Annotated in this window: 25 protein-coding genes; 20 read left to right on the top strand and 5 right to left on the bottom strand. The window is 64.7% G+C overall.

The window, feature by feature from the left end; genetic code table 11:
* The first annotated feature begins 4 nt into the window (after window positions 1-4).
* The 4 genes from K2U94_RS16330 (at window position 5) to K2U94_RS20585 (ending at window position 5,977) form a co-directional block, all read left to right on the top strand.
* Window positions 5-643, top strand: a complete 639-nt coding sequence (locus K2U94_RS16330) for an NrsF family protein (RefSeq protein WP_243068217.1) — start codon at window positions 5-7, stop codon at window positions 641-643.
* Between the two features lie 24 nt (window positions 644-667).
* Window positions 668-1,438, top strand: coding sequence for an alpha/beta fold hydrolase (locus tag K2U94_RS16325; RefSeq protein WP_243068216.1), 771 nt, complete (start codon window positions 668-670; stop codon window positions 1,436-1,438).
* A gap of 108 nt (window positions 1,439-1,546) precedes the next feature.
* On the top strand, window positions 1,547-2,377 hold the full coding sequence (gene cysE, locus K2U94_RS16320) for a serine O-acetyltransferase (RefSeq protein WP_243068215.1): 831 nt from the start codon (window positions 1,547-1,549) through the stop codon (window positions 2,375-2,377).
* Window positions 2,378-2,992: 615 nt separating this feature from the next.
* Window positions 2,993-5,977 carry a hypothetical protein gene (locus K2U94_RS20585; RefSeq protein ID WP_272884874.1) on the top strand — a complete coding sequence of 995 codons (2,985 nt, stop codon included), beginning with the start codon at window positions 2,993-2,995 and terminating at the stop codon, window positions 5,975-5,977.
* 157 nt (window positions 5,978-6,134) lie between these two features.
* Here the strand turns inward: K2U94_RS20585 and K2U94_RS16310 are convergent, their stop codons facing one another.
* On the bottom strand, window positions 6,135-6,854 hold the full coding sequence (locus K2U94_RS16310; RefSeq protein ID WP_425332530.1) for an HAD-IA family hydrolase: 720 nt from the start codon (window positions 6,852-6,854) through the stop codon (window positions 6,135-6,137).
* Between the two features lie 147 nt (window positions 6,855-7,001).
* Here K2U94_RS16310 and K2U94_RS16305 point away from each other — a divergent pair, with 147 nt between their 5' ends.
* The 4 genes from K2U94_RS16305 (at window position 7,002) to K2U94_RS16290 (ending at window position 10,132) form a co-directional block, all read left to right on the top strand.
* Window positions 7,002-7,355 carry a hypothetical protein gene (locus tag K2U94_RS16305; RefSeq protein WP_243068214.1) on the top strand — a complete coding sequence of 118 codons (354 nt, stop codon included), beginning with the start codon at window positions 7,002-7,004 and terminating at the stop codon, window positions 7,353-7,355.
* Complete coding sequence (locus tag K2U94_RS16300; RefSeq protein WP_243068213.1) at window positions 7,355-7,591, top strand: hypothetical protein; 237 nt, start codon at window positions 7,355-7,357, stop codon at window positions 7,589-7,591. Before K2U94_RS16305 ends, K2U94_RS16300 begins: the two co-directional genes overlap by 1 nt.
* Window positions 7,578-9,026, top strand: coding sequence for an NAD-dependent succinate-semialdehyde dehydrogenase (locus tag K2U94_RS16295; RefSeq protein WP_243068212.1), 1,449 nt, complete (start codon window positions 7,578-7,580; stop codon window positions 9,024-9,026). The genes K2U94_RS16300 and K2U94_RS16295 overlap by 14 nt, the downstream gene beginning before the upstream one ends.
* 95 nt (window positions 9,027-9,121) lie before the next feature.
* Window positions 9,122-10,132: an acetylserotonin O-methyltransferase gene (locus K2U94_RS16290; RefSeq protein WP_243068211.1), complete on the top strand. Its 1,011-nt coding sequence runs from the start codon at window positions 9,122-9,124 to the stop codon at window positions 10,130-10,132.
* A 19-nt stretch (window positions 10,133-10,151) separates the two neighbouring features.
* Here K2U94_RS16290 and K2U94_RS16285 read toward each other — a convergent pair whose 3' ends face one another.
* Window positions 10,152-10,841 carry a fumarylacetoacetate hydrolase family protein gene (locus K2U94_RS16285; RefSeq protein ID WP_243068210.1) on the bottom strand — a complete coding sequence of 230 codons (690 nt, stop codon included), beginning with the start codon at window positions 10,839-10,841 and terminating at the stop codon, window positions 10,152-10,154.
* Window positions 10,842-11,141: 300 nt separating this feature from the next.
* Between K2U94_RS16285 and K2U94_RS16280 the strand changes: the two genes are divergently transcribed.
* Entirely contained in the window at window positions 11,142-12,770 is a 1,629-nt protein-coding gene (locus K2U94_RS16280; RefSeq protein ID WP_243068209.1) for an FMN-binding glutamate synthase family protein, read from the top strand.
* Window positions 12,771-12,789: 19 nt separating this feature from the next.
* On the opposite strand, the gene K2U94_RS16275 is transcribed toward K2U94_RS16280, so the two are convergent.
* A complete protein-coding gene (locus tag K2U94_RS16275; protein ID WP_243068208.1) occupies window positions 12,790-13,347 on the bottom strand; it encodes a hypothetical protein in 558 nt (185 codons plus the stop codon).
* Between the two features lie 149 nt (window positions 13,348-13,496).
* Entirely contained in the window at window positions 13,497-15,170 is a 1,674-nt protein-coding gene (locus K2U94_RS16270) for an electron transfer flavoprotein-ubiquinone oxidoreductase (protein WP_243068207.1), read from the bottom strand.
* Between the two features lie 159 nt (window positions 15,171-15,329).
* Between K2U94_RS16270 and K2U94_RS16265 the strand changes: the two genes are divergently transcribed.
* The 10 genes from K2U94_RS16265 (at window position 15,330) to K2U94_RS16220 (ending at window position 24,970) form a co-directional block, all read left to right on the top strand.
* Window positions 15,330-16,184: a uracil-DNA glycosylase gene (locus K2U94_RS16265; protein ID WP_243068206.1), complete on the top strand. Its 855-nt coding sequence runs from the start codon at window positions 15,330-15,332 to the stop codon at window positions 16,182-16,184.
* Window positions 16,184-16,804 carry a ribonuclease HII gene (locus tag K2U94_RS16260; protein WP_243068205.1) on the top strand — a complete coding sequence of 207 codons (621 nt, stop codon included), beginning with the start codon at window positions 16,184-16,186 and terminating at the stop codon, window positions 16,802-16,804. The genes K2U94_RS16265 and K2U94_RS16260 overlap by 1 nt, the downstream gene beginning before the upstream one ends.
* Before the next feature lie 185 nt (window positions 16,805-16,989).
* On the top strand, window positions 16,990-18,192 hold the full coding sequence (locus tag K2U94_RS16255) for a site-specific DNA-methyltransferase (RefSeq protein ID WP_272884873.1): 1,203 nt from the start codon (window positions 16,990-16,992) through the stop codon (window positions 18,190-18,192).
* A 239-nt stretch (window positions 18,193-18,431) separates the two neighbouring features.
* Window positions 18,432-19,607 (top strand): acyltransferase family protein, encoded by a 1,176-nt coding sequence (locus tag K2U94_RS16250; protein ID WP_243068204.1) that lies wholly within the window; start codon window positions 18,432-18,434, stop codon window positions 19,605-19,607.
* Between the two features lie 234 nt (window positions 19,608-19,841).
* Window positions 19,842-20,495, top strand: coding sequence for an outer membrane protein (locus K2U94_RS16245; RefSeq protein ID WP_243068203.1), 654 nt, complete (start codon window positions 19,842-19,844; stop codon window positions 20,493-20,495).
* Window positions 20,434-21,372, top strand: coding sequence for an oxygen-binding di-iron domain-containing protein (locus K2U94_RS20670; RefSeq protein WP_336606173.1), 939 nt, complete (start codon window positions 20,434-20,436; stop codon window positions 21,370-21,372). The genes K2U94_RS16245 and K2U94_RS20670 overlap by 62 nt, the downstream gene beginning before the upstream one ends.
* Window positions 21,373-21,641: 269 nt before the next feature.
* On the top strand, window positions 21,642-22,640 hold the full coding sequence (gene meaB / locus K2U94_RS16235) for a methylmalonyl Co-A mutase-associated GTPase MeaB (RefSeq protein ID WP_243068201.1): 999 nt from the start codon (window positions 21,642-21,644) through the stop codon (window positions 22,638-22,640).
* Window positions 22,641-22,643: 3 nt separating this feature from the next.
* Window positions 22,644-23,222, top strand: coding sequence for a pyroglutamyl-peptidase I (locus K2U94_RS16230; protein ID WP_243068200.1), 579 nt, complete (start codon window positions 22,644-22,646; stop codon window positions 23,220-23,222).
* A gap of 27 nt (window positions 23,223-23,249) precedes the next feature.
* Window positions 23,250-23,933 carry a TerC family protein gene (locus tag K2U94_RS16225; protein ID WP_243068199.1) on the top strand — a complete coding sequence of 228 codons (684 nt, stop codon included), beginning with the start codon at window positions 23,250-23,252 and terminating at the stop codon, window positions 23,931-23,933.
* Window positions 23,930-24,970 carry a glycosyltransferase 61 family protein gene (locus K2U94_RS16220; protein WP_243068198.1) on the top strand — a complete coding sequence of 347 codons (1,041 nt, stop codon included), beginning with the start codon at window positions 23,930-23,932 and terminating at the stop codon, window positions 24,968-24,970. Before K2U94_RS16225 ends, K2U94_RS16220 begins: the two co-directional genes overlap by 4 nt.
* 6 nt (window positions 24,971-24,976) lie before the next feature.
* Here the strand turns inward: K2U94_RS16220 and K2U94_RS16215 are convergent, their stop codons facing one another.
* Window positions 24,977-25,825 (bottom strand): ChbG/HpnK family deacetylase, encoded by an 849-nt coding sequence (locus K2U94_RS16215; RefSeq protein WP_243068197.1) that lies wholly within the window; start codon window positions 25,823-25,825, stop codon window positions 24,977-24,979.
* A gap of 158 nt (window positions 25,826-25,983) precedes the next feature.
* Between K2U94_RS16215 and K2U94_RS16210 the strand changes: the two genes are divergently transcribed.
* Window positions 25,984-26,457 (top strand): hypothetical protein, encoded by a 474-nt coding sequence (locus K2U94_RS16210; protein WP_336606172.1) that lies wholly within the window; start codon window positions 25,984-25,986, stop codon window positions 26,455-26,457.
* Window positions 26,458-26,542 lie beyond the last annotated feature (85 nt).

Genomic DNA, 26,542 nt, shown 5'->3' with positions numbered 1-26,542 from the left:
GAGAATGAAGACCGAGGACCTCATCGCCGCGATTGCCGCGGACAACGACACGAAGCCGACGCCGATGCCGCGGGCCTTCGCGCTCGACCTCGGCGCGGGTTTTGTCGTCTCGGCTCTGTTCTTCTTCGCCTTTCTCGGCCTGCGCCCGACCTTTTTCTCCTCGCTCGACGAGCCGCGCTTCCTGTTCAAATTCGCTTTTTCCCTGACCATGGCCATAACCGGCCTGGTCCTGGCGTGGCGGTTGTCGCGGCCGGGCGCCGATCCTGGCCTTGCCCGCCGCGCGGTTCTCCTCGCGCCGGCTTTGGTCGTGGCCGCGTCCCTGATCGAAATGGCGGTCGTTCCGCCCGATCAATGGGCGGCGCGGATGATCGGCCATAACGCCGTTCATTGCCTGACGCTCATCCCCTTCATGGCGCTGGCGCCGCTTGCCGGGCTGTTCCTAGCGCTGCGCCACGGCGCGCCGAGCGATCCGCGCCGCGCGGGGGCGGCGGCGGCCTTCGCTGCGGCCGGCTTTTCCGCGCTGCTTTACGCCGCCAACTGTCCTGACGACTCGCCCTTCTTCGTCGCGGTCTGGTATATGATCGCGACATCGATCGTCGTCGCGCTCGGCTGGTTCGCAGGCGGACGCCTGCTGCGCTGGTAAGCGCGGCTCAATCCGGAAAGACCCATGCAGGAATTCACGTCCGACGGCGCGCGCCTCGCTTTCATCGATTTCGCGCCCACGACGCAGGACCGGGGCGAACCGATCCTCCTCATCCACGGCTTCGCCTCCAACCACGGCGTCAACTGGGTTTTTCCGCAATGGGTCAAGACCCTGACCCATGCCGGCCGTCGCACCATCGTCTTCGACAATCGCGGCCACGGCCGCAGCGAAAAGCTCTACGATCCCGCGCTTTACACGCCCTGGATCATGGCGCGCGACGCCGTCAACCTGCTCGACCATCTCGGGATCGACCGCGCCGACGTGATGGGCTATTCCATGGGCGCGCGCATCGCCGCCCATATGGCCCTGGCGAGTCCGGAAAAGCTGCGGGGCCTTGTACTGGCGGGCCTCGGTTTCCATCTGGTGGACGGAGAGGGGTTGCCGGCCGGCATCGCCGACGCCATGGAGGCGCCGTCGCTGGAGGTTGTGACCGATCCGATGCAGCGCATGTTCCGCTCTTTCGCCGAGGCGACCAAGAGCGATCTGCGGGCGCTGGCCGCCTGCATGCGGGGCTCGCGCCACGCCATGAGCGAGGCCGAGGTCGGAGCGATCCGCGCGCCGGCTCTCGTTTGCGTCGGCTCGGAAGACGATGTCGCCGGACCGCCGGAGCCGCTGGCGCGGCTCATGCCGAACGCCCGCGTCCTGGTCATTCCCGGACGCGACCATAACAAGGCGGTCGGCGACAAGGTCTTCAAGGACGGCGTGCTGGCCTTCCTTAACGACCTTTCGGCCTAGGCCCGACAGCGCGTCGGGCGCGTGATATAAGTCTTTGCCCGCGAAGGCGGCAAATTTTCGCCCGAGAAGGCGGCAAGTCCTCGCCCGAGAAGGCGAAAGGAGTTTTCGATGACGACGACCGGCAATGTCCGCCCGCTGCGCAAGAGCGACGCCGATCCGGTGTTCGCGCAGATCCGGCGCGAGGCCGAGGAGGCGCTGCATCGCGAGCCGGAACTCGGCTGCTTCCTCACCTCCTTCATTCTCAATCATGCGACCTTGGAGCAGGCGGTCGGCCATCGCCTCGCCTCGCGCCTGTCGCATCCCGATTTCTCGGGCGATCTGATCCGCCAGAATTTCCTCGATCTCGCCGCGCGCGATCCTTCGATCGGCGAGGCGCTTCGCGCCGACATTCTCGCCGTCGCCGACCGCGACCCGGCCTGCCAACGCCTGATCGAGCCGGTGCTCTATTTCAAGGGCTTCCACGCCTTGCAGGCCCATAGGCTGGCGCATGCGCTATGGAACGCGGGCCGCAAGGATTTCGCGCTCTATCTGCAAAGCCGTTCGTCCGCGGCCTTCCAGACCGACATCAATCCGGCGGCGCGGATCGGCAAGGGCATATTCCTCGACCATGCGACGGGGCTTGTCGTGGGCGCCACGGCGGTGATCGACGACGATGTGTCGATTCTGCACAGCGTCACGCTCGGCGGCACCGGCCACGAGCGCGGCGACCGCCATCCGAAAATCCGCCACGGCGTGCTGATCGGCGCGGGCGCCAAGATCATCGGCAATATCGAGATCGGTCATTGCTCGCGCATCGCGGCGGGCTCGGTGGTGCTCAAACCCGTGCCGCCCAATGTCACGGTCGCCGGGGTGCCGGCGAAAGTCGTCGGCGCCTCGGGCTGCTCCGAACCGGCGCGTGAAATGGACCAGGTTCTCGCCGCCAAGGCCGAGGATGTTTAGCGGTTGAAATCTGAGGATTGGCTCCCGTTCGCGAATGACCCAAAACGGCGGAAAAGGGACCTGCGCAACCGCCGCGACTAAGGACTGCTCGGCGCTAATTAGCGGAAATTCGTGGCTGGTCGGCCCGGATTCCGGAGTCAACCCGGATAAGCCATTTCGGCTGTTGGCGCGAACGGCCGCAACATTTCGGTAACCCAGCGTTCCGTCTGTGCTGCTTCGGGCGCCCGCGGGTCGTTTGAGCGTCCCCTCCTCACCAGAAAATTAAGCGTCTGGCGCCCATCCGTCGCGACAACCTCGGCGCTTATCGCGATCTGCGGTGCTGACGCCGTCAACAAGCTCACCGATCTTGGCGCCGATGAGCGAGTCCGGGAAGTTCAACGAGCCGCTGAACTAAGGGCGCGGAGTGGCGTTAATGTCGTCATAAGGGCTTTCGACGGCCGTACGCTCACGCCGAGGAACATGACCATTGCGACGCTTCCCCGTATAAAAGACAGCTTCAGGTTCCGCGCGTCCCCACGAAACAATTGATCGTCGGCGGTCAAACGCATGACCCGGCGCCAGCGAGCGGGGAGCGAGAAACCTTTATATATTTCACAAGATAATGGAGACCGGAACATGGCCACCTGGATCGTCGACAATGACACGACGACCCCCGTCAGCGGGGAAACCAACGTCGCCCAAGCGGTCGCCGAGGCGCAGAACGGCGACACGATCGTGATTCAGGGCTTTGCGACGGCGGGCTTACTCGACATCGGCAAGTCGCTGACGATCGAGGGAAGCCCGACGTTCGGCGGCGAGCTTGCGACGAGCCAGATCACGGTCGAGGCCGGCGCGAACGTCACCTTCGCCTATCTGGAAATTTCTGGCGGCGGCGGCGGCTCCGGCTCGGGCCTGAAGGGGGCCGACGGAGCGGACTCGACGGCTGTCGGCGCCAACGGCGTCGATGGGACCGCTTTCACCGGACAGCCGGGGTCGAAAGGCGGCGACGGCGGAAACGGCGACGCAGGGAGCGACGCCGCGCCGATCGTCGGCGTCGCCGGGGGCGCCATCGTCAATGATGGCGCGCTGACGATCGTCGATTCCGTTGTCATCGGCCTTTCCTTCTCGGGCAAATCCGGCGGCAAGGGCGGGAACGGCGGCGCCGGCGCTCCTGGCGGATATGGTGGCTCCGGGGGCGGCACCTCGACGCCCGGCGGCAATGGCGGCAACGGGGCTGACGGCGGCGCCGGCGGCAGCGGCGGCGCCGGCGCCGCCGGCGCCAATGGCGGCGGGGCGGTGGGGGGCATCGACAACAAAGGTTCGCTCACCCTCGAAAACAGCGCCGTCACCGGCAGCGCGTTCGGCGGCGCCGGCGGCAAGGGCGGGAACGGCGGCGCCGGCGCACAGGCCGGCTATGGTGGCAACGGCGGCTTCACGACCATGAACGCGACCGGGGCGACCCCGGGCAAGGGCGGCAACGGCGGCAATGGCGGCGACGGCGGCAGCGGCGGCGCCGGCGGCGACGGCGGTTCGGCCGTGGGCGGCGTCTATAACGAGGGCTCGCTCGCCATTCTCGGCGCGGCCGTGCTTTATGACGACAGCGCGACTGGCGGGCAGGGCGGCGCGGGCGGCGCAGGCGCTCCCGGGGGCGCGGGCGGAGCTTTTGGCGTTGGCGGCGATTTTCTGGGGACGGGACTGGCCGGGGCCGCCGGGACCGCCGGCAGCGACGGGGCCAGCGGCGCATCGGGCTCGGCTTACGCCGATTTCTACGGGGCCGGGCCTACGGCGGGCGCCTTCACGATCGGGTCGTCGATCATCGCGTCCTTCGTCGCCGAGCCGGAGACCGTCACGGATACGAACACGAATTTCGGCCAGACATTCACCTATCACCTGTTCACCTTCGGCGCCGACGGCGCCTCGGGTTCGGTGTCCTGGCACGTCACGACAGGGGCTGGCGGACCGCCGCTCGGCGATTTTTCGGGGGCGACCTCGGGCACGTTCAATTACAATTCGCTGTCCGGCATCACCTTCGCCTACGGCGCTGCGGTGACGCTCAAGGCCGATGCGGCGGCCCCGGCGATCGAGACGTTCTCGATCGAGCTCACCAATCCGACCGGAAGCGTCAAGCTCGGCGACCTCACGACCATCACGCAGAGCGTGATCAACGCCGCCGCCAACACGATCTCGGATCTCACGTCGCTGAGCTACAAGACGTCCTATGAAGCGGTCTGGACCGTCTCGACGGGCGTCCTACAGATCGTCGACACCGCGGCTTCGAACGCCGTGGTGGCGACGCTGACCTTTCCCAACGCCGATCTTTCCGGCGAACTCATCAGCCTCTCCGATGACGGGAGCGGGGGAACGAAACTCAAGCTCGCTTCGGCCCCGATCGTCAGCGCCGATCCGGGCTCGGTCGTCGCCTATGGCGTGCCCGGTGCGGCGTATAACGCGGTCGAAACCCTCGCCGACGGCGCGAAAGCTTACTTTTTCACCAATGTCGCCGGCCAGCCCTATACGGCCCGCCGGAAGGATGTCGACGCCCATGGCCTGCTCGTGGATCAGGTCTTCACGGGCGTCACCGGCCAGGGCTTCCTCACCTCATACAAATACCTCTATGCGGGCGGTGGGTTTGTCGGCGCGCAGGACTTCTACACGGGCGTCACCGGGCAGGCCTATACGGCGGAGGAGGCCGATTACGATGGCGCGGGCCGGCTGACCCGCGCCGCCTTTTCCGGCGTCAGCGGCCAGCCTTACGCGGCTTATGAATATGATTATGTCGGCGGCGTCTTTTCTGGCTCCATGTTCACCTACACGACCGCGCCTTCCGGCGCCGCTTATTCGTCCTACGAGGTCGACTACGATAACGCCAACGCCTTCGCCGGCGAGAAATTCTTTTTCACCGGCGTCACGGGCCAGGATTACACCGGCGAGGAGGCGGACTTCGACGCGAGCGGCCAGCTTTCGCGCATCGTCCTCACTGGCTTCCAGGATCAGGCCTATTCCTCGCTTCAACTCGACTATTCCGCCGGAGCCTACCAAGGCTACAAGGCCTTCTACAACGTCATGGGCCAAAGCTACACCAGTGAAGAAGTGGACGTTTCGGCCTCGGGAGCGCTCGAGAAGGTTGTCTATTCCGGCCTGACCGGGACGCCCTATGCCTCGGTCGAGCAGGATTATTCCAACGGCTCCGTTTCCGATCTGGTCTATGATTTCACCAATGTGACCGGCGGGAATTATCATTCCTATCAGATCGTGACCGATGCGAACGGAGTCGCACAGCGGGAAACCTTCGACCTCGACAGCGGCGGCCATACGCTGATCGCGCTCGCGAGCGGACAGACGCTGACGAGTCTGGGCGACGACAAGATGACCGGCTCGGGCGCGACGACTTTCCTGCTCGACGCCAGCTATGGAGCCGACACAATCACGAATTTCAACAGCGGCGACAAGGTGTCGCTGTCGTCGGCGGAATATGCGCAACTGAGCCCGGCGATCCAGAATGGAACCTATTCCGGCGGCAATGCGACGCTGCACTTCAGCGATGGCGACACGCTGACCTTCAAGGGCATGACCGAGGCAACGCTTTCCGGCATGACCGCGAATTTCATGTCACACGCGTGACGCGACAAATTTAAAGGCGCCTTAAGCTCTGAGTTTCACGCCTGCCGAATGTCCGTTGAGCACGCCAAGCCGCTCTTGCCGAAGGAGTTCGCGGCCGGCCGCTTCGAGCCGAACGCCGCCATCCCGCAAAGGCGCCGAGTTTCAGATTTCGACGATTCTAGCCCGCCATCACGTCGTCTTTCCCGCCTTCGCTCGCCGCGAAAAACGCCGCGGCCGCGTCCGGAAGTTCGGAGAAATGGGAGATGATCCGGTCGGGGGCATATTCGCTCACCGGGAGGTCGGTATAGCCGAAATCGACGGCGATGACCGGGACTTCCGCGGCGCGCGCGGTGGCGATATCGGTCTTGGAATCGCCGATCATGATGGCGCGCCTGACCTCGCCGCCCGCCGCCTCGATGGTTTTGAGCAGGGGCCTGGGGTCGGGCTTGGCGATGCCGAAAGTGTCCTGGCCGCAGATGAAGGCGAAACGGTCGGCGACGCCGAGTTTTTCCAGCAGGAGCTTGGCCGGGCGCTCGACCTTGTTGGTGCAGACGGCGAAAAGGCCGCCGCGCTGTTCGAGCGCGTCGAGCGCCTCGACAACGCCAGGGAAAAGCCGGCTCTCGTCCGCGATCCGCGTCTCGTAATGGGCGAGAAAGCGCTCGAACATGTCGTTCAGTCGCTCCGGCGAGACTTCCTTGTCCTGAGCCTCCAACGCGCGAACGATGAGCGCGCGCGCCCCCGCGCCGAGCAGGGAGCGGGAATCTTCGAGCGGCGTCGGCGCAAAACCCTCGCCCAGCATGATATGATCCAGCGTTCCCATCAGGTCGCCGGCCGTATCGGCCAGGGTGCCGTCCAGATCGAAGACGTAAAGCACGGGGTCGGATTTCATCGCGGCCATCAAGTCCTCCTTATATTCAACTTTAGACTATAGATGGTCCCTGATTATATGTCATGCCATCGCCGCCTTTGCCGGACCATGATGATAAATTCCCAAGAAAGGGGATGATTCGCGCTTTTCGGGCGAATCGAGGGGGAGGGAGCCGCCATGCTGCGCTGGACTATGATGGTCTTGCTCATAACGACCGCGGCGGCGCAAGCCGCGACCTATGATTTTCTGCCGGCGCCCCAGATCGACCTCAACCGGGTCTATCGGCTCGACAAGGCGACGGGCGAGGTCGGCGCCTGCCAGTTCGGGCTCAAGGACGGAGCGCCGGTTGGCGTGACCCTGTGCTATCCGCCCGGCGACGGCGGCGGGCCTCAGGTCCCGGGCGAATATGCCCTGGTCGCCACCAGGCACGAGCGCGAGGCCAGCGTCTTCCGGGTCAATCAGCGCACCGGCGAGATGTCGATCTGCTATGTGCTGAAAGGCGCCGTGGTCTGCACCCCGCCGGCGAAATGATGGACCCGCTGACGGCCTTCGGTCTTTTCGCCGTCAGCGCCATGCTGCTGTTCTATGCATTGGAGCCGCGCGGCCCCATCTATATTCTCGGCTTCGCCGCGTCCTGCGCGCTCGGTTCCGCCTATGGCTTCCTGCAGGGCGCCTGGCCCTTCGGTCTGGTCGAGGCGGTATGGTCGATGGTGGCGTTGCGGCGTTATCTTGCCGCGCGGAAAGGAAAATCCGATGCGGCTCAATGATCCCTCCGTCCTGAAAACCCAAAATCTCATCGGCGGCGTGTGGCGCGGCGCGGGCGCGCTGGAGATCAAAAACCCCGCCAATGGCGCGGTTCTCGGCCATGTTCCCAACGGCGGCGCGGCGGAGGCGACGGAGGCGGTTGAGATCGCGGCGCGGGCGCAAAAGCTCTGGGCGGCCCATACCGCCAAACAGCGCTCCGGCCTGCTGCGCAAATGGTTCGAGCTGATCCTTGCCGCGCGCGAGGACCTCGCGGTCATCATGACCAGCGAGCAGGGCAAGCCGCTGGCGGAGGCGCGCGCCGAGATCGATTACGCCGCAAGCTTCATTGAATTTTTCGCCGAGGAGGCCAAGCGCGTCTATGGCGAGACCATTCCCTCGCCCTGGCCCGATTCGCGCATTGTCACTTTGCGCCAGCCGATCGGCGTCATGACCGCGATCACGCCGTGGAATTTCCCTGCGGCGATGATCACCCGCAAATGCGCGCCGGCGCTGGCCGCCGGTTGCGCCTGCGTCGTCAAGCCGGCGCCGGAGACGCCGCTCACCGCTCTGGCGCTCGGGGAACTCGCGGTCCGCGCCGGCCTGCCGCCCGGCGTGCTGAACATCATCACCGGCGACGCGCCTTCGATCGGCAAGGTGTTCTGCGAACATCCCTCGGTCCGTTTCGTCGGCTTCACCGGCTCGACCGAGGTTGGCAAACTGCTGATGCGGCAGGCAGCGTCCGGCGTCAAAAAGGTCGGGCTGGAGCTTGGCGGCAATGCGCCCTTCATCGTCTTCGACGACGCCGATCTCGACGCGGCGGTCGCCGGCGCCATGCTGTCGAAATATCGCAACATGGGGCAGACCTGCGTCTGCGCCAACCGGCTCTATGTGCAGGAGGGCGTGTACGACGCCTTCGCCGCCAAATTGGCCGAGGCGGTGGCGAAACTGAAAGTCGGCGACGGCTTGGAGGAGGGGGTGCAGCAGGGGCCGTTGATCACGTCCGAGGCGTTGGACAAGGTCGAGGCCCATATCGCCGACGCCCTCGCCAAGGGTGGGCGGGTCCTGGTCGGCGGCCATAGGCACAAACTGGGCGGGACCTTTTTCCAGCCTACGGTGCTTGCCGACGTCACGCCTGAAATGATCGTCGCGCGCGAGGAAACTTTCGGCCCGGTCGCGCCTTTGTTCCGCTTCAAGGACGAGGCCGATGTCATCGCCCAGGCCAATGCGACGCAATTTGGTTTGGCCGCCTATTTCTACGCCCGCGACCTCGGCCGGGTGTTCCGGGTCGTCGAGGCGCTGGAATATGGCATGGTCGGCGTCAATTCCGGCATCATCTCCACCGAAGTCGCGCCCTTCGGCGGCGTCAAGGAATCCGGCATCGGCCGCGAGGGCTCCCGCCACGGCATCGAGGAATTCGTCGAAATCAAATATGTCTTGCTCGGCGGCTTAGGGGGGTAGGCTAGCCGTGGGGGCCTGCGGGACAAGAGGCTCGCGCCGGGATTGGCGTTGCGCTAGCTTGATCTTCCCTGGACCCGTTCGCAGAGAGCCGCCACATGACCTCGCAATTGTCGCCCGAAAGACTTCTTGGTGTCGGCATGGGCTTTTGGGGCGCCAAGGCGCTCCTTTCCGCCGTCGAGCTCGGCGTTTTCACCCGGCTCGGCAAGGGCCGCGCCAATCTCGCCGAGCTGACCGAAGACCTCGGCTTGCACGAACGCGGCGCGCGCGATTTTTTTGACGCGCTCGTCGCCATGAAGCTTCTCGATCGCGAGGACGGCGTCTATGGCAACACGCCGGAGACGGATCTTTTTCTCGATCGCGCGAAGCCGAGCTATGTCGGCGGCATTCTCGAAATGGCGAACGCCCGGCTCTATGCGACCTGGGGCCGGCTGACCCACGCCCTGCGGACGGGGCGGCGCGAGAGCGAGGACCCCGCCGACGAGGATTTTTTTGGCGCGCTCTATGCCGATCCTGATCGCCTGCGCGGCTTCCTTGCCGCGATGAGCGGCGTCAGCGCCGGTCCGGCCAAGGCCATCGCCGCCAAAATCCCGTGGCGGGATTACAAGAGTTTCGTGGACGTCGGCGCCGCGCAGGGGATGGTCCCGGTGACGATCGCGCGCGCGCATCCGCATCTCGCCGGCGCCGCCTTCGACCTGCCGGCAGTGGGCCCCATTTTCGAGGAATTTGTCGCGCGCAACGGCCTTTCGGACCGGCTGCGTTTCATGCCGGGCGATTTCTTCAAGGACAAGCTTCCCACCGCGGACGTCATGATCATGGGCCATATCCTCCACGACTGGGGCATGGAGGAAAAACGGGTTCTGCTCGCGAAGGCCTATGAGGCGCTGCCGAAGGGCGGCTTGCTGGTCGTTTATGAAGCGCTCATTGATGACGACCGCCGCGAGAACGCCTTCGGCCTGTTGATGAGCCTCAACATGCTGATCGAGACGCCGGGCGGCTTCGACTATACCGGCGCCGACTGCCAGAACTGGATGCGCGAGGCGGGCTTTGCCGAAATCCGGGTCGAACATCTGCTCGGCCCGGATTCCATGGTGATCGGCGTGAAGTGAGGACCTGACCTCCGTCGCCTCACACGATTTTCGTCCGCACCTCGCCGACGCCCGCGATTTCCCCGACGAGCGCATCGCCGGCAACGACCGGGCCGACGCCGGAGGGCGTGCCGGTAAAAATCAGGTCGCCGGGGCTGAGCGCGACAAAGGTCGAGAGCGCGGCGACCACTTCCGGCACGGACCAGATCAGGTCGGCGAGGTCGCCATCCTGTTTCACCGCGCCATTCACTTGCAGCGAAATGCGGCCGGTCTTGGGATGGCCGATTTGCGCGGCCGCGTGGATGAGGCCGAGCGGGGCGGAAAAATCGAAGCCCTTGCTCATATCCCAGGGCCTGCCGGCCTTGCGCGCCTCGGCCTGGATGTCGCGGCGGGTCATGTCCAACCCGGCGGCATAGCCGTAAACATGATCGAGCGCGGCGGCCGCGGGAATATCGACGCCGCCCTTGCCGATCGCGACGACCAGTTCGATCTCGTGATGGAGGTTCTTCGTCAGGCTGGGGTACGGCGCGTCGGCGCCGTCGGTCACCAGCGCATCGGCCGGCTTGGCGAAGAAGAAGGGCGGCTCGCGGGTCGGGTCGCCGCCCATTTCGCGGGTATGCGCCGCGTAGTTCTGGCCGACGCAGAAAATCCGGCGCACCGGGAACGATTTTCCGCCCGCGACCGGCGCGGCGGCTTGCGGCGGCGGCGCAAACACATAATCAACCATCATCCTGCTCCCCGCATTCCTGCATGCGAAAAACGATTTGCCTCAGCCTCGCTCAACCTTGGCGGTCCATTTTGGCGCGGCAAGCTAGCATGTCGCCCGCCGGCCGTCCCGCGCCGCGAGGCGATCCCGGCGCCCGGAAGTCTTAGGGCATTGTTTTAACGCATATTCGTGTCAAAAAAGTCTCCAACTTTTTGGGAATATGCCTTAGTGAAAGGTCATGCGGCTGTCGCCGATCTGCAATGTTATGGTCGCCCCCCGCCGAGGACCCTCAAAATCCTGCTGCGCAGCGCCAAGGAAACGCCAATGCGCCTGCTCCGACTGATTTTCGCGCCCCGTCACATCGCTTTGCTTCTCAGCATGGCGTTTTTTGTCTGGGTCCTGTTCTCGATGGCGCTTCACCACGAGCGCAGCCATCTGCTGGCGCTGCCGTTGGTGATCTTCGGCGGCCTGACCACGGTGGGGGTGGGCGACGTCCTCCAGAAGCGCCATTCGGTGCTCCGCAATTATCCGATTCTCGCCCATCTGCGCTTCATCATCGAGGAAATCCGTCCCGAGATCAGGCAATATCTGTTCGAAAGCGAAACCGACGGCGCGCCCTTCAGCCGCGACCGCCGCGCCGTGGTATATCAGCGCGCCAAGATGCAGCTCGACAAAAGGCCGTTCGGCACCCAGCTCGCGGTCTATGCCGACGGCTTCGAATGGATGCTGCATTCGCTCAATCCGAAGCCGGTGGCGACGGCGCCGTTCCGCATCGACATCGGCGGGCCGCACTGCAAACAGCCCTATTCGGCCTCGGTGCTGAACATTTCCGCGATGAGCTTCGGCTCGCTGAGCGCCAACGCCATTCGCGCCCTCAATGGCGGGGCGAAGCTCGGCAATTTCGCCCATGACACCGGCGAAGGCGGCTTTTCGCCCTATCACGCGGAAAAGGGCGGCGACGTCATCTGGGAGATCGGCTCGGGCTATTTCGGCTGCCGCACGCCGGAGGGCGTGTTCAGCCCCGAACATTTCGCCGCGACCGCGCAAAATCCCCAGATCAAGATGGTTGAGATCAAGCTGAGCCAGGGCGCGAAGCCCGGCCATGGCGGCGTGCTGCCGGCCGCCAAGGTGACGCCGGAAATTTCCGCCATTCGCGGCGTCCCGGTGGGCCGCGACTGCGTATCGCCGCCTGGCCACAGCGCCTTTTCGACCCCGCTGGAGCTGATGGCCTTCATCCAGAAACTGCGCGAGCTCTCTAGCGGCAAGCCGGTCGGCGTCAAATTCTGCCTCGGCCAGCCGATCGAATTTTTAGGCGTCTGCAAGGCCATGCTGGAGAGCGGGACGGCGCCCGATTTCATCGTCGTGGACGGCAAGGAGGGCGGCACCGGCGCCGCTCCGCTGGAATTCATGGACCATCTCGGCATGCCGATGCGCGATGGCCTGAGCTTCGTGCATAACGCCCTGGTCGGAATCGGCCTGCGCCGTCAGGTGAAGATCGGCTGCGCCGGCAAGATTCTCACCGCCTTCGACATGGCCCGCGCCATGGCGATCGGCGCCGACTGGTGCAACAGCGCGCGCGGCTTCATGTTCTCGATCGGCTGCATCCAGTCCCTGTCCTGCCACACCGACGCCTGCCCGACCGGCGTCGCGACCCAGGACCCCTGGCGCGGACGCGCCCTTCACGTGCCGGACAAGGTCGAGCGCGTCGCCAATTTTCACCGCGCGACCCTGCATGTCCTCGCCGAACTGACGGCGGCCGCCGGGCTGGAGCATCCCGAAGAATTCACGCTCGATCATTTCCGCCGGCGGATTTTGGAAAGCCGGGTGGTCAGCTTCGCCGATCTCTATCCGGCGCTGGAGGAAGGCGAATTGCTGAGCGGCGCGCGCGATCCGCGTCTGGCGGCGATGTGGGAGCAGGCGAGCGCCGAGCGATTTTCGCCGCGCCCGGCGTAATTGCGGGCCAATGCGAAGTTCAATCCTTCTTGCGAAGGGCGGCGGCGATGCGCGGCTCGACCTTCGGTTCAGTCTGGATCGGCGCCGGGCGGGGAGGGCGGCCAATCACGATGAAGCCGCGCGTGAGCAGGCGCGAGACCATGCTCTTGGCGACCGCCGCGACCACCAGCGCAAAAGCGGCGCCGGCCCCGGCGGCGATCATCGCCAGATTGAAGCGCATCTTGTCGGACGCGTCATTCAGCAGCGACAGGCGCGGCAGCACCAGGTGAAGCGCCAAAGCGATTCCGCCGACCCCGACGACGCCGTTCACAATCGCGCCGAGGCCGCGCTCCTTGAGCGCGAGATTGGTGAAATAGCCGAAAGCAAGGGCGAAGCCGATCACGGCATAGCCGAACAGGTTGCGGCGATCGCCGCTCAGACCGTCGAAGCCGATCCATTCGACGACAGGGTCGAGGAAGGGCAGGGAGGAGCCGTGCCCATAACCGCCCGCCATCGCGTGGCCGGCGCCGAGAAGCAAAAACGCCGCGCCGACGACGGCGGGCGTCGGAGAAAGCGGATTTTCTCGATTATTCAGCATGTTCGCGTCTCGGGTCGGAATGGAGCGACGCATTGTCGCGACGAGCTTATCCACTTCCGCTTGAGACTTCGTAAAAGCCTTTCGCGCTCAACGATATGCGCGGCGGCGCCCGCCGCGCGCGAACGAAGCTCTTCGTCCCCCGAGGCGCCTCACATATTGGGATAGTTCGGGCCGCCGCCGCCTTCCGGCGTGGTCCAGGTGATGTTCTGGGCCGGGTCCTTGACGTCGCAGGTTTTGCAATGGACGCAATTCTGGGCGTTGATGACGAAACGCGGGTCCTTTTTGGCCGCCTCGTCGCCATAGACCACTTCATAGACGCCGGCCGGGCAGTAAAGCCGCGCCGGTTCGCCATAGACCGGCAGGTTTTTCTCCACCGGAATGGAGGGGTCGGCCAGTTTGAGATGGCAGGGCTGGTCTTCCTCGTGATTGGTGTTCGAGAGGAAGACCGACGACAGCTTGTCGAAGGTGATGACGCCGTCGGGCTTGGGATAGACGATCGGCTTGACCGCGGCGAGCGGCTTTAACGTCGCAAAATCCGGCTTGCCGTGCTTGAGCGTGCCGAACAAGGTCAGGCCGAACATGTTGTTGAGCCACATATCGATTCCGCCGAGCGAAATGCCGATATAAGTGCCGAGCTTCGACCATAGCGGCTTGACGTTGCGCACCATTTTCAGGTCGGCGCCGATCGGCCCGGCGCGCCAGCCGTTTTCGTAATCGGCCAGTTCGTCATGGGAGCGGCCGGTTTGAATCGCCTTGGCCGCGGCCTCGGCCGCCTCCATCCCCGACAGAACGGCGTTGTGCGAGCCTTTTATGCGCGGGACGTTCATGAAGCCGGCGCCGCAGCCGATCAGCGCGCCGCCGGGGAAGACGAGTTTCGGCACGGATTGCCAGCCGCCTTCGGTAAGCGCGCGGGCGCCATAGGCGAGGCGCTTGCCGCCCTCGAAAGTCTCGCGCACCAAAGGATGGGTCTTGAAGCGCTGGAACTCGTCGAAGGGCGAGAGGGTCGGATTCTTGTAATTGAGATGGATGACGAAGCCGACGACGACCTGATTGTCCTCGATATGGTAGAGAAAGGAGCCGCCGCCGGTGTCGGAGCCGAGCGGCCAGCCGAAGGAATGCTGCACCAGGCCCGGCCTGTGTTTCGCCGGGTCGACGCGCCACAACTCCTTGAGTCCGATGCCGAATTTTTGCGGCTCGCGGCCGGCGCCAAGCCCGTATTTCGCGATCAGCAGTTTGGAGAGCGAGCCGCGCGCGCCCTCGGCGAAGAGGGTGTATTTGCCCCGCAGCTCCATGCCGCGGGTGAAACTGTCTTTCGGCTTGCCGTCGCGCCCGACGCCCATGTCGCCGGTGGCGATGCCGACGACTTCGCCCTTGTCGCCGTAAAGCACCTCGTTGGCGGCGAAGCCGGGATAGATTTCGACGCCGAGTTCTTCCGCTTTGGTTGCGAGAAAGCGGCAGACATTGCCGAGCGAGCCGGCGAAATTGCCGTGATTGTTCATCAGCGGCGGCATCAGGAAATTGGGAAGGCGGACGCCGCCCGAGGGGCCGAGCAGGTAGAAACGGTCTTCCGTCACCTGGACCTTGAGCGGGCAGGCGGGGTCGTCGCGCCAGCCGGGCAGGAGCTGGTCGAGGCCTTTCGGGTCGATCACGGCGCCGGAAAGGATATGGGCGCCGACTTCCGAGCCCTTTTCCACCACGACGACGGCAAGGTCCGGATTGATCTGCTTGAGCCGGATCGCCGCCGCCAGGCCCGAAGGACCGCCGCCGACGATCACAACGTCATAATCCATCGCCTCGCGAGGCTCCAATGCGACTTCGCTCATCTGCGTCTCCGAACAGGGCGCCGGACGGGGCGTTCCGGCAGAATTCTCATGCTCTTCTTAGCGCGCTCATCGGCGCTGTCTACCGAAGCATTGGATCAATGGCGCGTTCGTTTGAATTGCAACTCTTGCGCCAGCAACGAGCGCTGGCTAAAAGCCGCTATGATCGACGCCGGCGCCATGGATCGGGAGACTTTGGCCGCGCTCCTGCGGTGGTACGCCGCCATGGGGGTCGATTGCGCCCTTGAGGATGCGCCGGTCGATCGTTTCGCGCGGTCGGCGCAAAAAAAGGCGCAGGCCGAGCCCGAACCGGCGCAGGCCGACCCTCCCGCGCCGCCGCCCGCGCCCAGAGCGCTCCGTCAGCCTCCGCCGCCCGCGCCCAAACCGGCCGCGGCGCTGTCACACGAAACGGCCGCGGCGAGCGCGCGCGAACAGGCCGCGAGCGCGCAAACCCTCGACGAATTGCGCGAAAAACTGGCGAGTTTCGATGGCTGCGCCCTGAAGAATTCCGCGACCCAGCTCGTTTTCGCCGATGGCGCGCCGGATGCGAAAATCATGATCGTGGGCGAAGGCCCGGGGGCCGACGAGGACCGCATCGGCAAGCCTTTCGTCGGCCGCGCCGGGCAATTGCTCGACAAGATGCTGGCGGCGATCGGCCTCGACCGCTCGAAAGTCTATATCGCCAATGTCGTGCCTTGGCGCCCGCCCGGCAATCGCACGCCGACGCCGCAGGAACTGGCTTTGTGCCTGCCTTTCGTGCGCCGCCAGATCGAGCTGGTCGCGCCGGATTATCTGGTTCTGCTCGGGGCCTCGGCGGCGCAGACCCTGCTGAACGAGAAGGAAGGCATCATGCGTCTGCGCGGCCACTGGCGCGATTATCGCTGCGGCGACAGGACGATCCGCGCCCTGCCCATGCTGCATCCGGCCTATCTTCTGCGCGCGCCGTTGAAAAAAGCCCAGGCCTGGCGCGACCTGCGCGCCTTGAAACACGCGCTCGATCGCGCCGGCGCCGCCTGATGGCCGCGCATTTCGATCTCGAAGCCGAACTGATCGCGCAGGGCCTCGGTCCGGTGGCGGGCATAGACGAGGTCGGGCGCGGCCCGCTCGCCGGGCCGGTCTGCGTGGCGGCGGTCATTCTCGACCCGAATGACCCGCCCGCCGGCATTGACGATTCCAAACAGCTGACCGCGCGCCGGCGCGAGGCGCTCTATGAAGAGATTTGCGCGCGCGCGCTCGCGATCTCCGTCGCATTGGGGCCGGCGGCGGAAATCGACGCGCTGAACATAAGGGGCGCGACATTGACCTGTATGAGCCGCGCCGCGCGCGGGCTCATCCTGGCGCCGCGTTTCGCTCTGGTGGACGGGCGCGATCTGCCCGATCTGCCCTGTCCCGGCCGCGCCGTGATCGCGGGCGACGCCATCAGCCTTTCCATCGCCGCCGCCTCGATCGTCGCCAAGGTGACCCGCGACCGGCTGATGGCGCGGCTCGATACGTTCCACCGCGGCTATGGTTTCGCCGCCCATGCAGGCTATCCGACGCCCATGCACAAGGCGGCGCTGAAAAGTCTGGGTCCGTGCGGCGCCCATCGCCGCTCCTTCGCGCCGGTGCGCAAGGCCCTGGGCTTGTGCGAGCAATGATCCGACCGGCGCGCCCCGCCTTCGCGACATGTTAATTTTTTGCCGCGACCCAAGGGTCAGTCGAACGATCTGTTAAGCGTTCCGTTCGGAAAAGGGACAATCGCCTGTCCGCTCCCTAAACGCGCCTTTTACCCCATTAAGCTTAACTGGCCCATGTCAGTCAGTCGCGTTGTGGTTGTGAGTGCATGCGTATCCTTCGCGCCGGGGCGGCCGGCCCAAAAGTCCAGAAACTGGTTTCGCGTGCTGGACTTGAGGCCGTCCGAGGCCCCGTCGCGGGAGTCGCGCCGCGCGCCATTCGCGAGGCGCCGCTCGACAGCGTCCTTCGCGGCGATTGCGTCGAGGCCATGCTCGGCCTGCCCGAAGCCAGCGTCGATCTGGTCTTCGCCGACCCGCCCTATAATCTCCAGCTCGAAGGCGGCCTGACCCGGCCGGATCAGAGCGAAGTGGACGCGGTCGACGACGACTGGGACAAATTCGCCTCCTTCGCCGATTACGACCGCTTCACACGCGACTGGCTCGCGGCGGCGCATCGCGCCATGAAGCCCGAGGCGACGATCTTCGTCATCGGCTCCTATCACAATATCTTCCGCGTCGGCGCGATCCTGCAGGATCTCGGCTTCTGGATTCTCAACGACATCGTCTGGCGCAAAGCCAATCCGATGCCCAATTTCCGCGGCCGGCGCTTCACCAATGCCCATGAGACCCTGATCTGGGCTTCGAAAAGCGCGGGCGCGAAACGTTACACATTCAATTACGAGGCGCTGAAGGCGGGCAACGAGGACCGCCAGATGCGTTCGGACTGGTTCTTTCCGCTGTGCACCGGCGCCGAGCGCCTGAAGGACGAGACGGGCCGCAAGACCCATCCGACCCAGAAGCCCGAGGCCTTGCTCGCCCGCATCGTCATGGCGGCGTCAAAGCCCGGCGACGTGGTGCTCGACCCGTTTTTCGGCTCCGGCACCACCGGCGCGGTGGCGAAAAAGCTTGGCCGTCGCTTCATCGGCTGCGAGCGCGACCCCGATTACATCGCCGCGGCCTTGCGCCGCATCGCCTCCGTCAAGCCCGCGCCCGAGACGGCCTTCGCGACGCCGGTGGCGAAAAGACAGGAAAAGCGCGTCGCCTTCGCCAGCCTGATCGAGGCGGGAATGATCGCGCCAGGCGCCGAACTGTTCGACGAAAAACGCCGCTGGCGGGCGGTGGTCCGCGCCGACGGCGCGGTGGCGCTGGGCGACATCGTCGGCTCGATCCACAAGATCGGCGCCCTGGCGCAAGGGTTGCCGGCCTGCAACGGCTGGACCTTCTGGCGCGCCATGCGCGACGGCGCCGAGACCAGCATCGACGACCTGCGGGCGGAATATCGCGCGCGGGCGGGCGAGGCGGACGAGGGGTGAGTTTAGCAGAGCTTCGACCTGAATTTCGTATTTCGGCTCGAAGTCGACCTTGCTGCTCGATCCGGCGACCAGTGTCAATCGGCACGTAAAATGCTTGGACGCCGATCCCCGATTCAAGGGAGCATTTTTGCAAGCAGAATAAGACATTGACATCGGCCTCTGCGCGCGTTCCATTTCTTGATCGCGTTATGACGTAAGGTTGCGGCGTCCAATCTTAAGCGTAGCCGTAGAGGTATTAGATGCTCAGCGACAACCTGTGTAAAAGCAGCAAATCTGATCGACTCACATTCAATGATGTATTCACTGGAAAAGATAATAATTTTAATTTTATTCGTGTCGTCGCCGCGAGTTTTGTGCTGCTTAGCCACTGCTATCCTTTGGCGGGCATGAATAATTTTGATCCATTCTATTATTATCTTGGTGGATATGACACGGGAGGCGGATACGGTGTTGCTATTTTTTTCGTCATCAGCGGTTTCCTGGTAACGAAATCTGTACTACAACACGATTTGATGTCCTATCTGCTTTCGAGACTGTTGCGGATCGTTCCGGGGCTAGCCTTTGCCTTGATTTTCTCAGCATTCGTCATTGGCCCGATCGTTACGCAAAAGCCTCTGTCCTATTATTTGCTCAGCCATGAAACGTGGCGCTATTTGGAGGGAGTGAATGTTTTTGCCATCAGGCAGGATTTGCCAGGCGTTTTTCTTGCGAATCCCGAGGCGAAGATCGTCAACGGCAGCTTGTGGACGCTGCCGATTGAATTCGGATTTTATCTGATCCTGCCCGTCATCGGCGGACTCGGTTTGCTGAAACGATGGACGGCGCTCGGTGTCCTGTTGGCAGGCATTGTTTCTTACGCCGCTCTTGTGCTGGTTTTCCATTTTAGCTGGAATGCTCAAGGAGGAAATTTGTTTCGCGGCGCCCCGGTTTTTTCCACCGCGCGCAATTTTATCTTCTTCTTCTCGGGAGCGAGTTTATGGCTATGGCGCGACCGGATCATTTATAGCAGGGGTATGGCAATAGTGATGGTCATTATGCTATATATATTTTCAGTTAATTCTTATAAAACGGCTGTATTTTACATTGCACTACCTTATATAGTTATGTATTTAGCCTTTTCAAGGAGCGATATATTAGGCATGTATAAACGTGTTGGTGATTATTCTTATGGAGTTTATATTTATGCTTTTCCGGTGCAACAGTTCATCGTGGCGAAAATGGACGGCGTCAGCCCATTGGCCTTGTTCGTCATCGCCGCGCCGATAACGCTCCTCTTGGCGGTGGCGTCGTGGCATATTGTGGAGCATCCCGCACTTCGGTTGCGCGAGCGAATTTTTCGGCGTGAAAATTCGCCAGGCCCCGCGGCTCTAGTCAGGAGTTGCCGAGAAAGAGATTTTAACGTGGGGCGGAATTGATGAGACTTTTAGACGCTCCCTGTCTGAAAAGTGCTCAAAATTCCCGCCGCCGCTCGCCGCCCCCACCGCGAGAGCGGTTTAATCCCATGGCGCGATCCTGCCCTTGTTGGCGCCGCTCGCGGCCTTCCGCTTCCCGCCGTAAGCTGAATTCCAGCCTTTGCCGTTCGATCGGAGTCCGCCACTTTGCAGCCCAACTTGGCTGCGATTAAACTCGCGCCGACGAAAGAGGTCCGCATGATCCGCGCCGCCTGCATTTCCGCCCTGTTTTGCCTTGCGCTTGCCCCTTCGGCCAAGGCCGACGGCCTGCCTTTCTTCGCCGGCGGCGACGGGGACTGGACCCTCGATTCGCCGCCGCCGCTGCGGGCGTCGAAAGCGCCGTCGTGGGACGCGCCGGCGCCTTCCAATCCGTGGTCGGGGCTGACGGTGGGCGCGGACATGTTCGGCGCCGTGGGTTCGGGCCATGGCGGGCGCGGCGGCTTTGGCGGCGACGCTTATCTCGGCTATTACAAGGAGTTCGACAACCGCATCGTCATCGGCGCGCAGGGGACCGCGGGCTATGCGCCGGGGCTTTATGATTACGGCCCGCGCGGCTATGATTTCGGTCTCGCCCAGGTCAAGGTCGGCTATGACATGGGCCGGCTGATGCCTTATGTGACTTTCGGCGCCGGCCTCGCCCGTCCGACCAGCGCGCTGAACGGCGCGCCGTTGGGTTTTGCCGCGCTCGACGACATGGCCATCGGCTCGCAGCCGACGAGTTCGATCACCATGGTCGGGGCGGGCGTCAATTATGCCGTCACCAACAATCTGACGGTCGGCGTCGAGGTCGATGCGGTGCAGCAGCACGGCGGCTTCGGCCCGCCGCTCATCCCGCAGCCGGGAATGCCCTGACAGCGCGATCCGGTCTGTCTCCGATTGCATTCCGGTTTCGGCCGGATTGCAGTCGTCGGCCCAAAGCCCGGTCAAATATGGAACAGCGGCCGGCGCCGCGCGTTTCGGCTCCAAAGACCGGCAACCCAAAACCGCTTCCGGGGGCGCTTCAATGGAAACGCGGACAGATGAAATCGCCGCCGGCGTCTACCGCATTTCGACCTTTATCGCGGAAGCAGGCCCTGAAGGCCTCTCCTTCAACCAGTTCCTCATAGAGGCGGATCAGCCGCTCCTCTTCCACACCGGTCCGCGACGGCTGTTCCCTCTTGTCTCGCAGGCGATCAGCCGCATCGTGGCGCTCGATCGGCTGAGATGGATCACGTTTGGCCATGTCGAGTCCGATGAATGCGGCGCAATGAACAATTTCCTTGCCGCGGCCCCGCGCGCCGAAGTCGCGCACGGCGCTCTCGGTTGCATGGTTTCGCTTGACGATCTGGCGGATCGGCAACCGCGCCGATTGGGCGATGGTGAAATCATCGATCTGGGGGGCAGACGCGTGCGGCACATCGATACGCCGCATATTCCGCACAATTGGGAGGCTCGCGTTCTCTTCGAGGAAACCACCGGGACGCTTTTCTGTGGCGATCTGTTCACACATACGGGCGACGGGCCGGCGCTCACCGATGATGATATTGTCGGGCCAGCGCTCGCGGCGGAAAGTCTTTTCGGGGCCACGGCCCTTACGCCCAATACAGGCGCAACGATCCGCCGTCTCGCAACGCTCAGGCCGCAGACGCTCGCGCTCATGCACGGCTCGTCCACGAAGATGCGATGCAGCGAGTCGCTCGTCCGCCTGGCCGAGGCCTACGACTCGAAGCTCCGCGAGGCCTTGACGTAAACGCGGCCGAAACTGTGGCGCCGGATGAAATCCGCGTGGCGCGCCGACGGGCTTTGCGCCGTCCAGAGCGCAGCCAGGACCTCATCCGTCCCTTTGGCGTTTCATGACGAGCCGATCGCCGCGTTGCCTGAATGGCGGCCGCGCGTGATCTTGCCGCCGCTCACGACGCCGCGCCGCCACCGCTCGGGCTCGAAGCCCAAAATTGAAAGGGAGACGCTGACGGCGATCCACGACTTCCGCCGGGGACGCCGCCCGCCTATAAGCGTGCCATGACTTCGCCGACGAATCCCCGTGTCCTCGATGTTCCGACCCTCGCCGAGCGTCTGCGCGCGGGCGACCGCGCCGCGCTCGCCCGCGCCATCACTTTGGTCGAGAGCCGAAAAGTCGAGCACCAGCGTCAGGCGCGCGAGCTGGTCCAGCTCGTGCTGCCGCATACGGGACGCGCGATGCGCGTCGGGATCACCGGCGTTCCGGGCGTCGGCAAATCCACCACCATTGATACTCTGGGCTCCAATCTCATCGCCGCCGGCCACAGGGTCGCGGTTTTGGCGGTCGATCCCTCCTCGGCGCGCACCGGCGGCTCGATTCTGGGCGACAAGACCCGCATGGCGCGGCTCGCGGTCGAGCGCAACGCCTTCATCCGGCCGTCGCCGTCTTCCGGAACGCTCGGCGGGGTGGCGGCGAAGACCCGCGAGACCATGCTGCTGTGCGAGGCGGCGGGCTTCGACGTGATCCTGGTCGAGACCGTCGGCGTCGGCCAGTCCGAAACCACGGTCGCGGAAATGACCGATTTCTTCCTGGTGCTGATGCTGCCGGGGGCGGGTGACGAATTGCAGGGCATCAAGAAGGGCGTGCTCGAACTTGCCGACATGATCGCGGTCAACAAGTCCGAAGGCGAGGGCCGCGCCCGCGCGGTGCGGGCGGCGGGCGAATATCGCGCCGCGCTCCATATCATGCAGCCGGCGTCGCAGAACTGGTCGCCGCCGGTGGTGCTGGTCTCGGGGCTCGACAATATCGGGCTCGACGAGATGTGGGCCAAGGTGGTCGAGCATCGCCACAGATTCGAGGCCACCGGGGAACTGGCGCAAAAGCGCCGTGACCAGCAGGTCAGATGGATGTGGACGATGCTGGAGGAGCTGATGTTCTCGCGTCTGCGCTCCGACGCCCAAGTGCGGGCGCTGCTGCCCGACCTGGAGCGCCGGGTCGCCGAGGGCGCGCTGTCGCCGACGCTCGCGGTCGAGAAGATCGCGGCCGTCCTGGGTCTTTAGCGCATGACGAGGTCGCTGCTCGTCGCGGGCTTCGGCGCCTTTGCGGGCCACAGGCGCAATCCGGCCGAATTCGTCGTGCGGATGCTCGAAAGGCAAGAACGCTCTTTCGCCCTCGCCGGCATCGATCTTCACACCGCCGTCCTGCCGGTCGAATATTTCGCCTTGTCGCCCACTTTGTCGCGGCTGTTCGCGGAAAAAAGCCCGGACGCGGTGCTGTTGCTCGGCGTGGCGGGGCGCCGGCGGCGGCTGACGATCGAGACGCTCGCCCGCAATCGCGTCTCGACTCTGAAAAGCGACGCCGCCCGCCAGCGGGCCTATTGCCGCTTCATCGTCCATGGCGGGCCGGACGTCTTGCGCGCCGGCGGCTCCGTCCCGCGCCTCGCGGCGATCGCGCGCCGGCATGGCCTGCCGGCCTCGCCCTCGCGCGACGCCGGCGATTATCTGTGCAACGAGAGCCTTTATCTTTCGCTGCTGATGGACCGGCGGGCCTGTTTCGTCCACCTTCCCGACTGGCGGGGCGCGCAATTGCGGCGCGCGGCCCGCGTCATTCTGCTCATGGCCAAAGACTTTGCGCTGTCCTAGTTTGCGGCGGGAAACGCGGTGAACAGCATGGATCTTTCGCAAACGATCAGCAGTCTGATCGAAATTCTCTGGGTCGATCTGGTTCTAGCCGGAGAGAACGCCATCGTCCTGGCCATGGCGACGCGGGCGCTGCCGCTGGATCGCAGGCGCATCGGCATCAATCTGGGCACGATCCTGTTCATCCTGCTGCGCGTCGCGCTGGCCTATGCGCTGATGGCGGTCTCTGGCCTGCCCGGCGTCGGCTTCGCCAGCGCCGCTTTGCTGATGTGGGCCGCCTTGTGGGTCGCGATCCGCGGCGAATCGGACAAGACGCCGCAAATGCCGCCCAATCGCAGCCTCGCCCCGGCCATGGCGGCCGCGCTCGCCTATGACGCGCAGGGCGCTCTGCTCAATATGACCGGGGTGGTGGGGGCGGCGCAGGGCGAAAAGCCTTTCGTGATGCTCGGCCTCGCGCTGTCCATTCCGCTGCTGGCGCTGGGTTCGGCGCAATTCATCACGATTTTGCGCAAGCCGCCGCTGCTGTGGGCGACCGCGGGCCTCCTGGGCTGGATCGCCGGGCGGATGACTTGCGCCGACGCCTTGGTGCTCGCGAGCCCGATGCCGCCGGACCTCATGCGCGATTACGCCCCGCCGATCGGCGCCCTGATCGCGATTCTGCTCGCCTATGGCTATTCGCGCGGGCGAAAAATCAAGCGCGTCAAAGACCAGTGACGGACGCGGCGTTCGTCTGGCGGTTCTTCGACCTTGGCGAGAGCCGCCTCGCCCTGACCGCGCCGTTCCGGCGCCGGGCGCAAGTCCGGCCGGCGGCGGAATTGGCGCGCGCCTTTCACGCTTTGGCGCACGAGCCGCCCTATGGCGAAGGCGCGGTCCAGCCGCCCCCGGGCGGCCTCGCTTTGTTCGAGGACGCCTGCTGCCTCGGCGGCGCGCTGATCGCCGCCAGCGGCGCGCTTGTCGCCGAAAGTCTTGTCGCCAAAAGTCTTGTCGCCGGGCCCCGTCGCGGCGCCCTGCGCCAGGAAAGCGACGGCGCCGCGTCCGTCCGGATCTGGCCCCTGACCTCGATGCGGCGTCTCGCTGGCGATTATATTTTCCTGCGCCAGCCGGGCGACGGCGATTACGCCCGCTGGCTGATCGACCTGCTGCCGCGCGTGGTGGTCGCCGCGCAATTCTGCGACCTGTCGGCGTTCCGATTCGTGGTCGCGCGCTCAACCTCGCAAAGGATGCAGGTCGTGCGCGACAGCCTGGGTCTTTTCGGCGTGCGGCCGGAGCGGATCGTCGCGATCGGCGACGCGCCGACCTTTTTCCAGCGCCTCGTCTTTCCCTTACCGGCGGCCAAATATCCTTGCGGCAAATCGCCGCGCGCGATCGAGGCGCTCGAATACCTGCCGGCGCGCTTTCCCGACGCGTCCGACGCGCCGAGGCGCCTTTATGTGAAGACCGGCGAGGATGAAGCTTTGCTCGACCTGCTCAAGCCTTCGGGATTCGTGGCGGTCGAACCGGAGCGCATGAGTTTCGCCGAGCGCGCGCGGGCTTTTGGAAAAGCGGAATGGATCGCGGGCGCGGCGGGCGCGGGCCTCGCCAACGCCGCCTTGGCGCCGCGCGGGCTGCGCCTGCTCGCGGTCACGGCGCGAGGCGACGAAGAGGCCTTCTATCGCGATCTGGCCGAGGTCAAGCAGGGCCGTTTCTTTTCGCTCCGCCCCGACGCCGATTCGGCCGCCGTCACGGCGCTCTTCGACGACTTCCTCGCCTGAACGGCCTCACATCGCCGAAATCCGTTCAAGTTTTGCACCCGCGGCGCCGAGAATCGCCAAAAAACGGTCGGACAGCAGAAAGGCCAGCTCCGTCTCGCGCGACGCCGTCACCGGATCGAGCCGCGCCAGTTCCTCGTCCACATGGCCGGGATGGCACATGATCAACGGCTTCGCGCCCGGCGCGCGCAGGAAAGTCGCGAAGTCCTCGGCGTAATCCGTCTTGGCGTCGAAATCGGAAAAGCCGGAAAAGCCGTCGTTGAGCTTGAAGGCCGCCGCTTTCGCCTTGGCGCGAAAACCGCGCGCCAGCGCCGCCACGGTCAGCGCCTTGCCCCAATGCTTGCCGCGGGCGAAAATCCTTTTGGGCCGGTCGGCGCTGTCGCGCAGCCAGATTTTCCCGGCGAGCCCGCGATGGGCGAGTTCGGCGATCAGATCGTCGGCTATTCCCGGCAAGACCTGGACATGCTGATGCCCGTCGACATAATCCGGCGGCGCGCCATAGGCGTCCTCGAAGGCGTCGAGCTGGCGGCGCAATTCGTCGCGGATTTCCTGGCGCGGCAAAGCGCCGCGCCAGGCGGCGGGAACGATGGCGTTCATCGCCGGAAACGCCCCGTCGGGCGCGAATTTCGTCATCTTTCCCAAAGGCCCGCCGAGGGTCAGGTTGAAATGCAGCCCGAGATCTGCCCGCGGCGCGAGGCCGCGAAAGGCCCTGGCGGCCTCGGGCCAGTTCGCCTGCGTGGTCATGGCGGAGGTCGCGGTGAGCCGCCCGGCGGCCAAAGCTTCGAGAATCCCCCGGGTGACGGCGGGTGAAAGGGCGAAATCGTCGGCGCAGAGCGCGAAGGCGGCAGGCGGGGACATGGCCGATCGGGGACGGACGTGAATTCGTCTCTTTCTTGCGCATTTTTGCGGCGCGGCCTAGAGCATGATCCAGAAAAGCGGAGGCCGGTTTTCGGAAAAGATCATGCTCGAACGGAAGACGAGCGCGCCGCTTCGGCGTTGCAACGGCGGAAACGTGAATGTCTGAACCACCAAATGGCGCGGGTCCGGAACTCTCCGTGATCGTGCCGGTTTTCAACGAGAGCGGGAACTTGCGGCCGCTCGTCGGGCGGCTCATTCCGGCGCTCGCCTGCGTCGAGAGTTTCGAGATCATCTTCATCTCAAAAGGCCTTTATGCCTGGATCGGCTTCAAATCGATCGGGGCGCCTTTCGAGGTCGCCGAGCGCCATTCCGGCGAAGCGAAATTCTCGTACCGCAAGCTCACCCGCTTCGCCTTCGACGGGCTCGTGTCCTTCACCACCGCGCCGCTGAAAATTTGGACCTATGTCGGCACGGCGGTCGTCGCTTTTGCGCTGGCCAACGCCGTCTATTACGTGCTTGAAGTGGTGATCTGGGGCGTCAAAGTCCCGGGCTTCGCCACGTTGATCGTCTCGATCATGTTCTTTGCCGGAGTCCAAGCTGATTTCGCTCGGCATTCTGGGCGAATATATTGACCGCGTCTTCGCCGAGGTGAAAGGCCGCCCGCTTTATGTCGTCGCCAATCGGATCGGCGCGGCGGCGGAGGCCCCGCGCGGCGAA

The sequence above is a fragment of the Candidatus Rhodoblastus alkanivorans genome (assembly GCF_022760755.1).
GTDB lineage: Bacteria > Pseudomonadota > Alphaproteobacteria > Rhizobiales > Beijerinckiaceae > Rhodoblastus > Rhodoblastus alkanivorans.
This window is presented reverse-complemented; position numbering and strand designations above follow the sequence as displayed.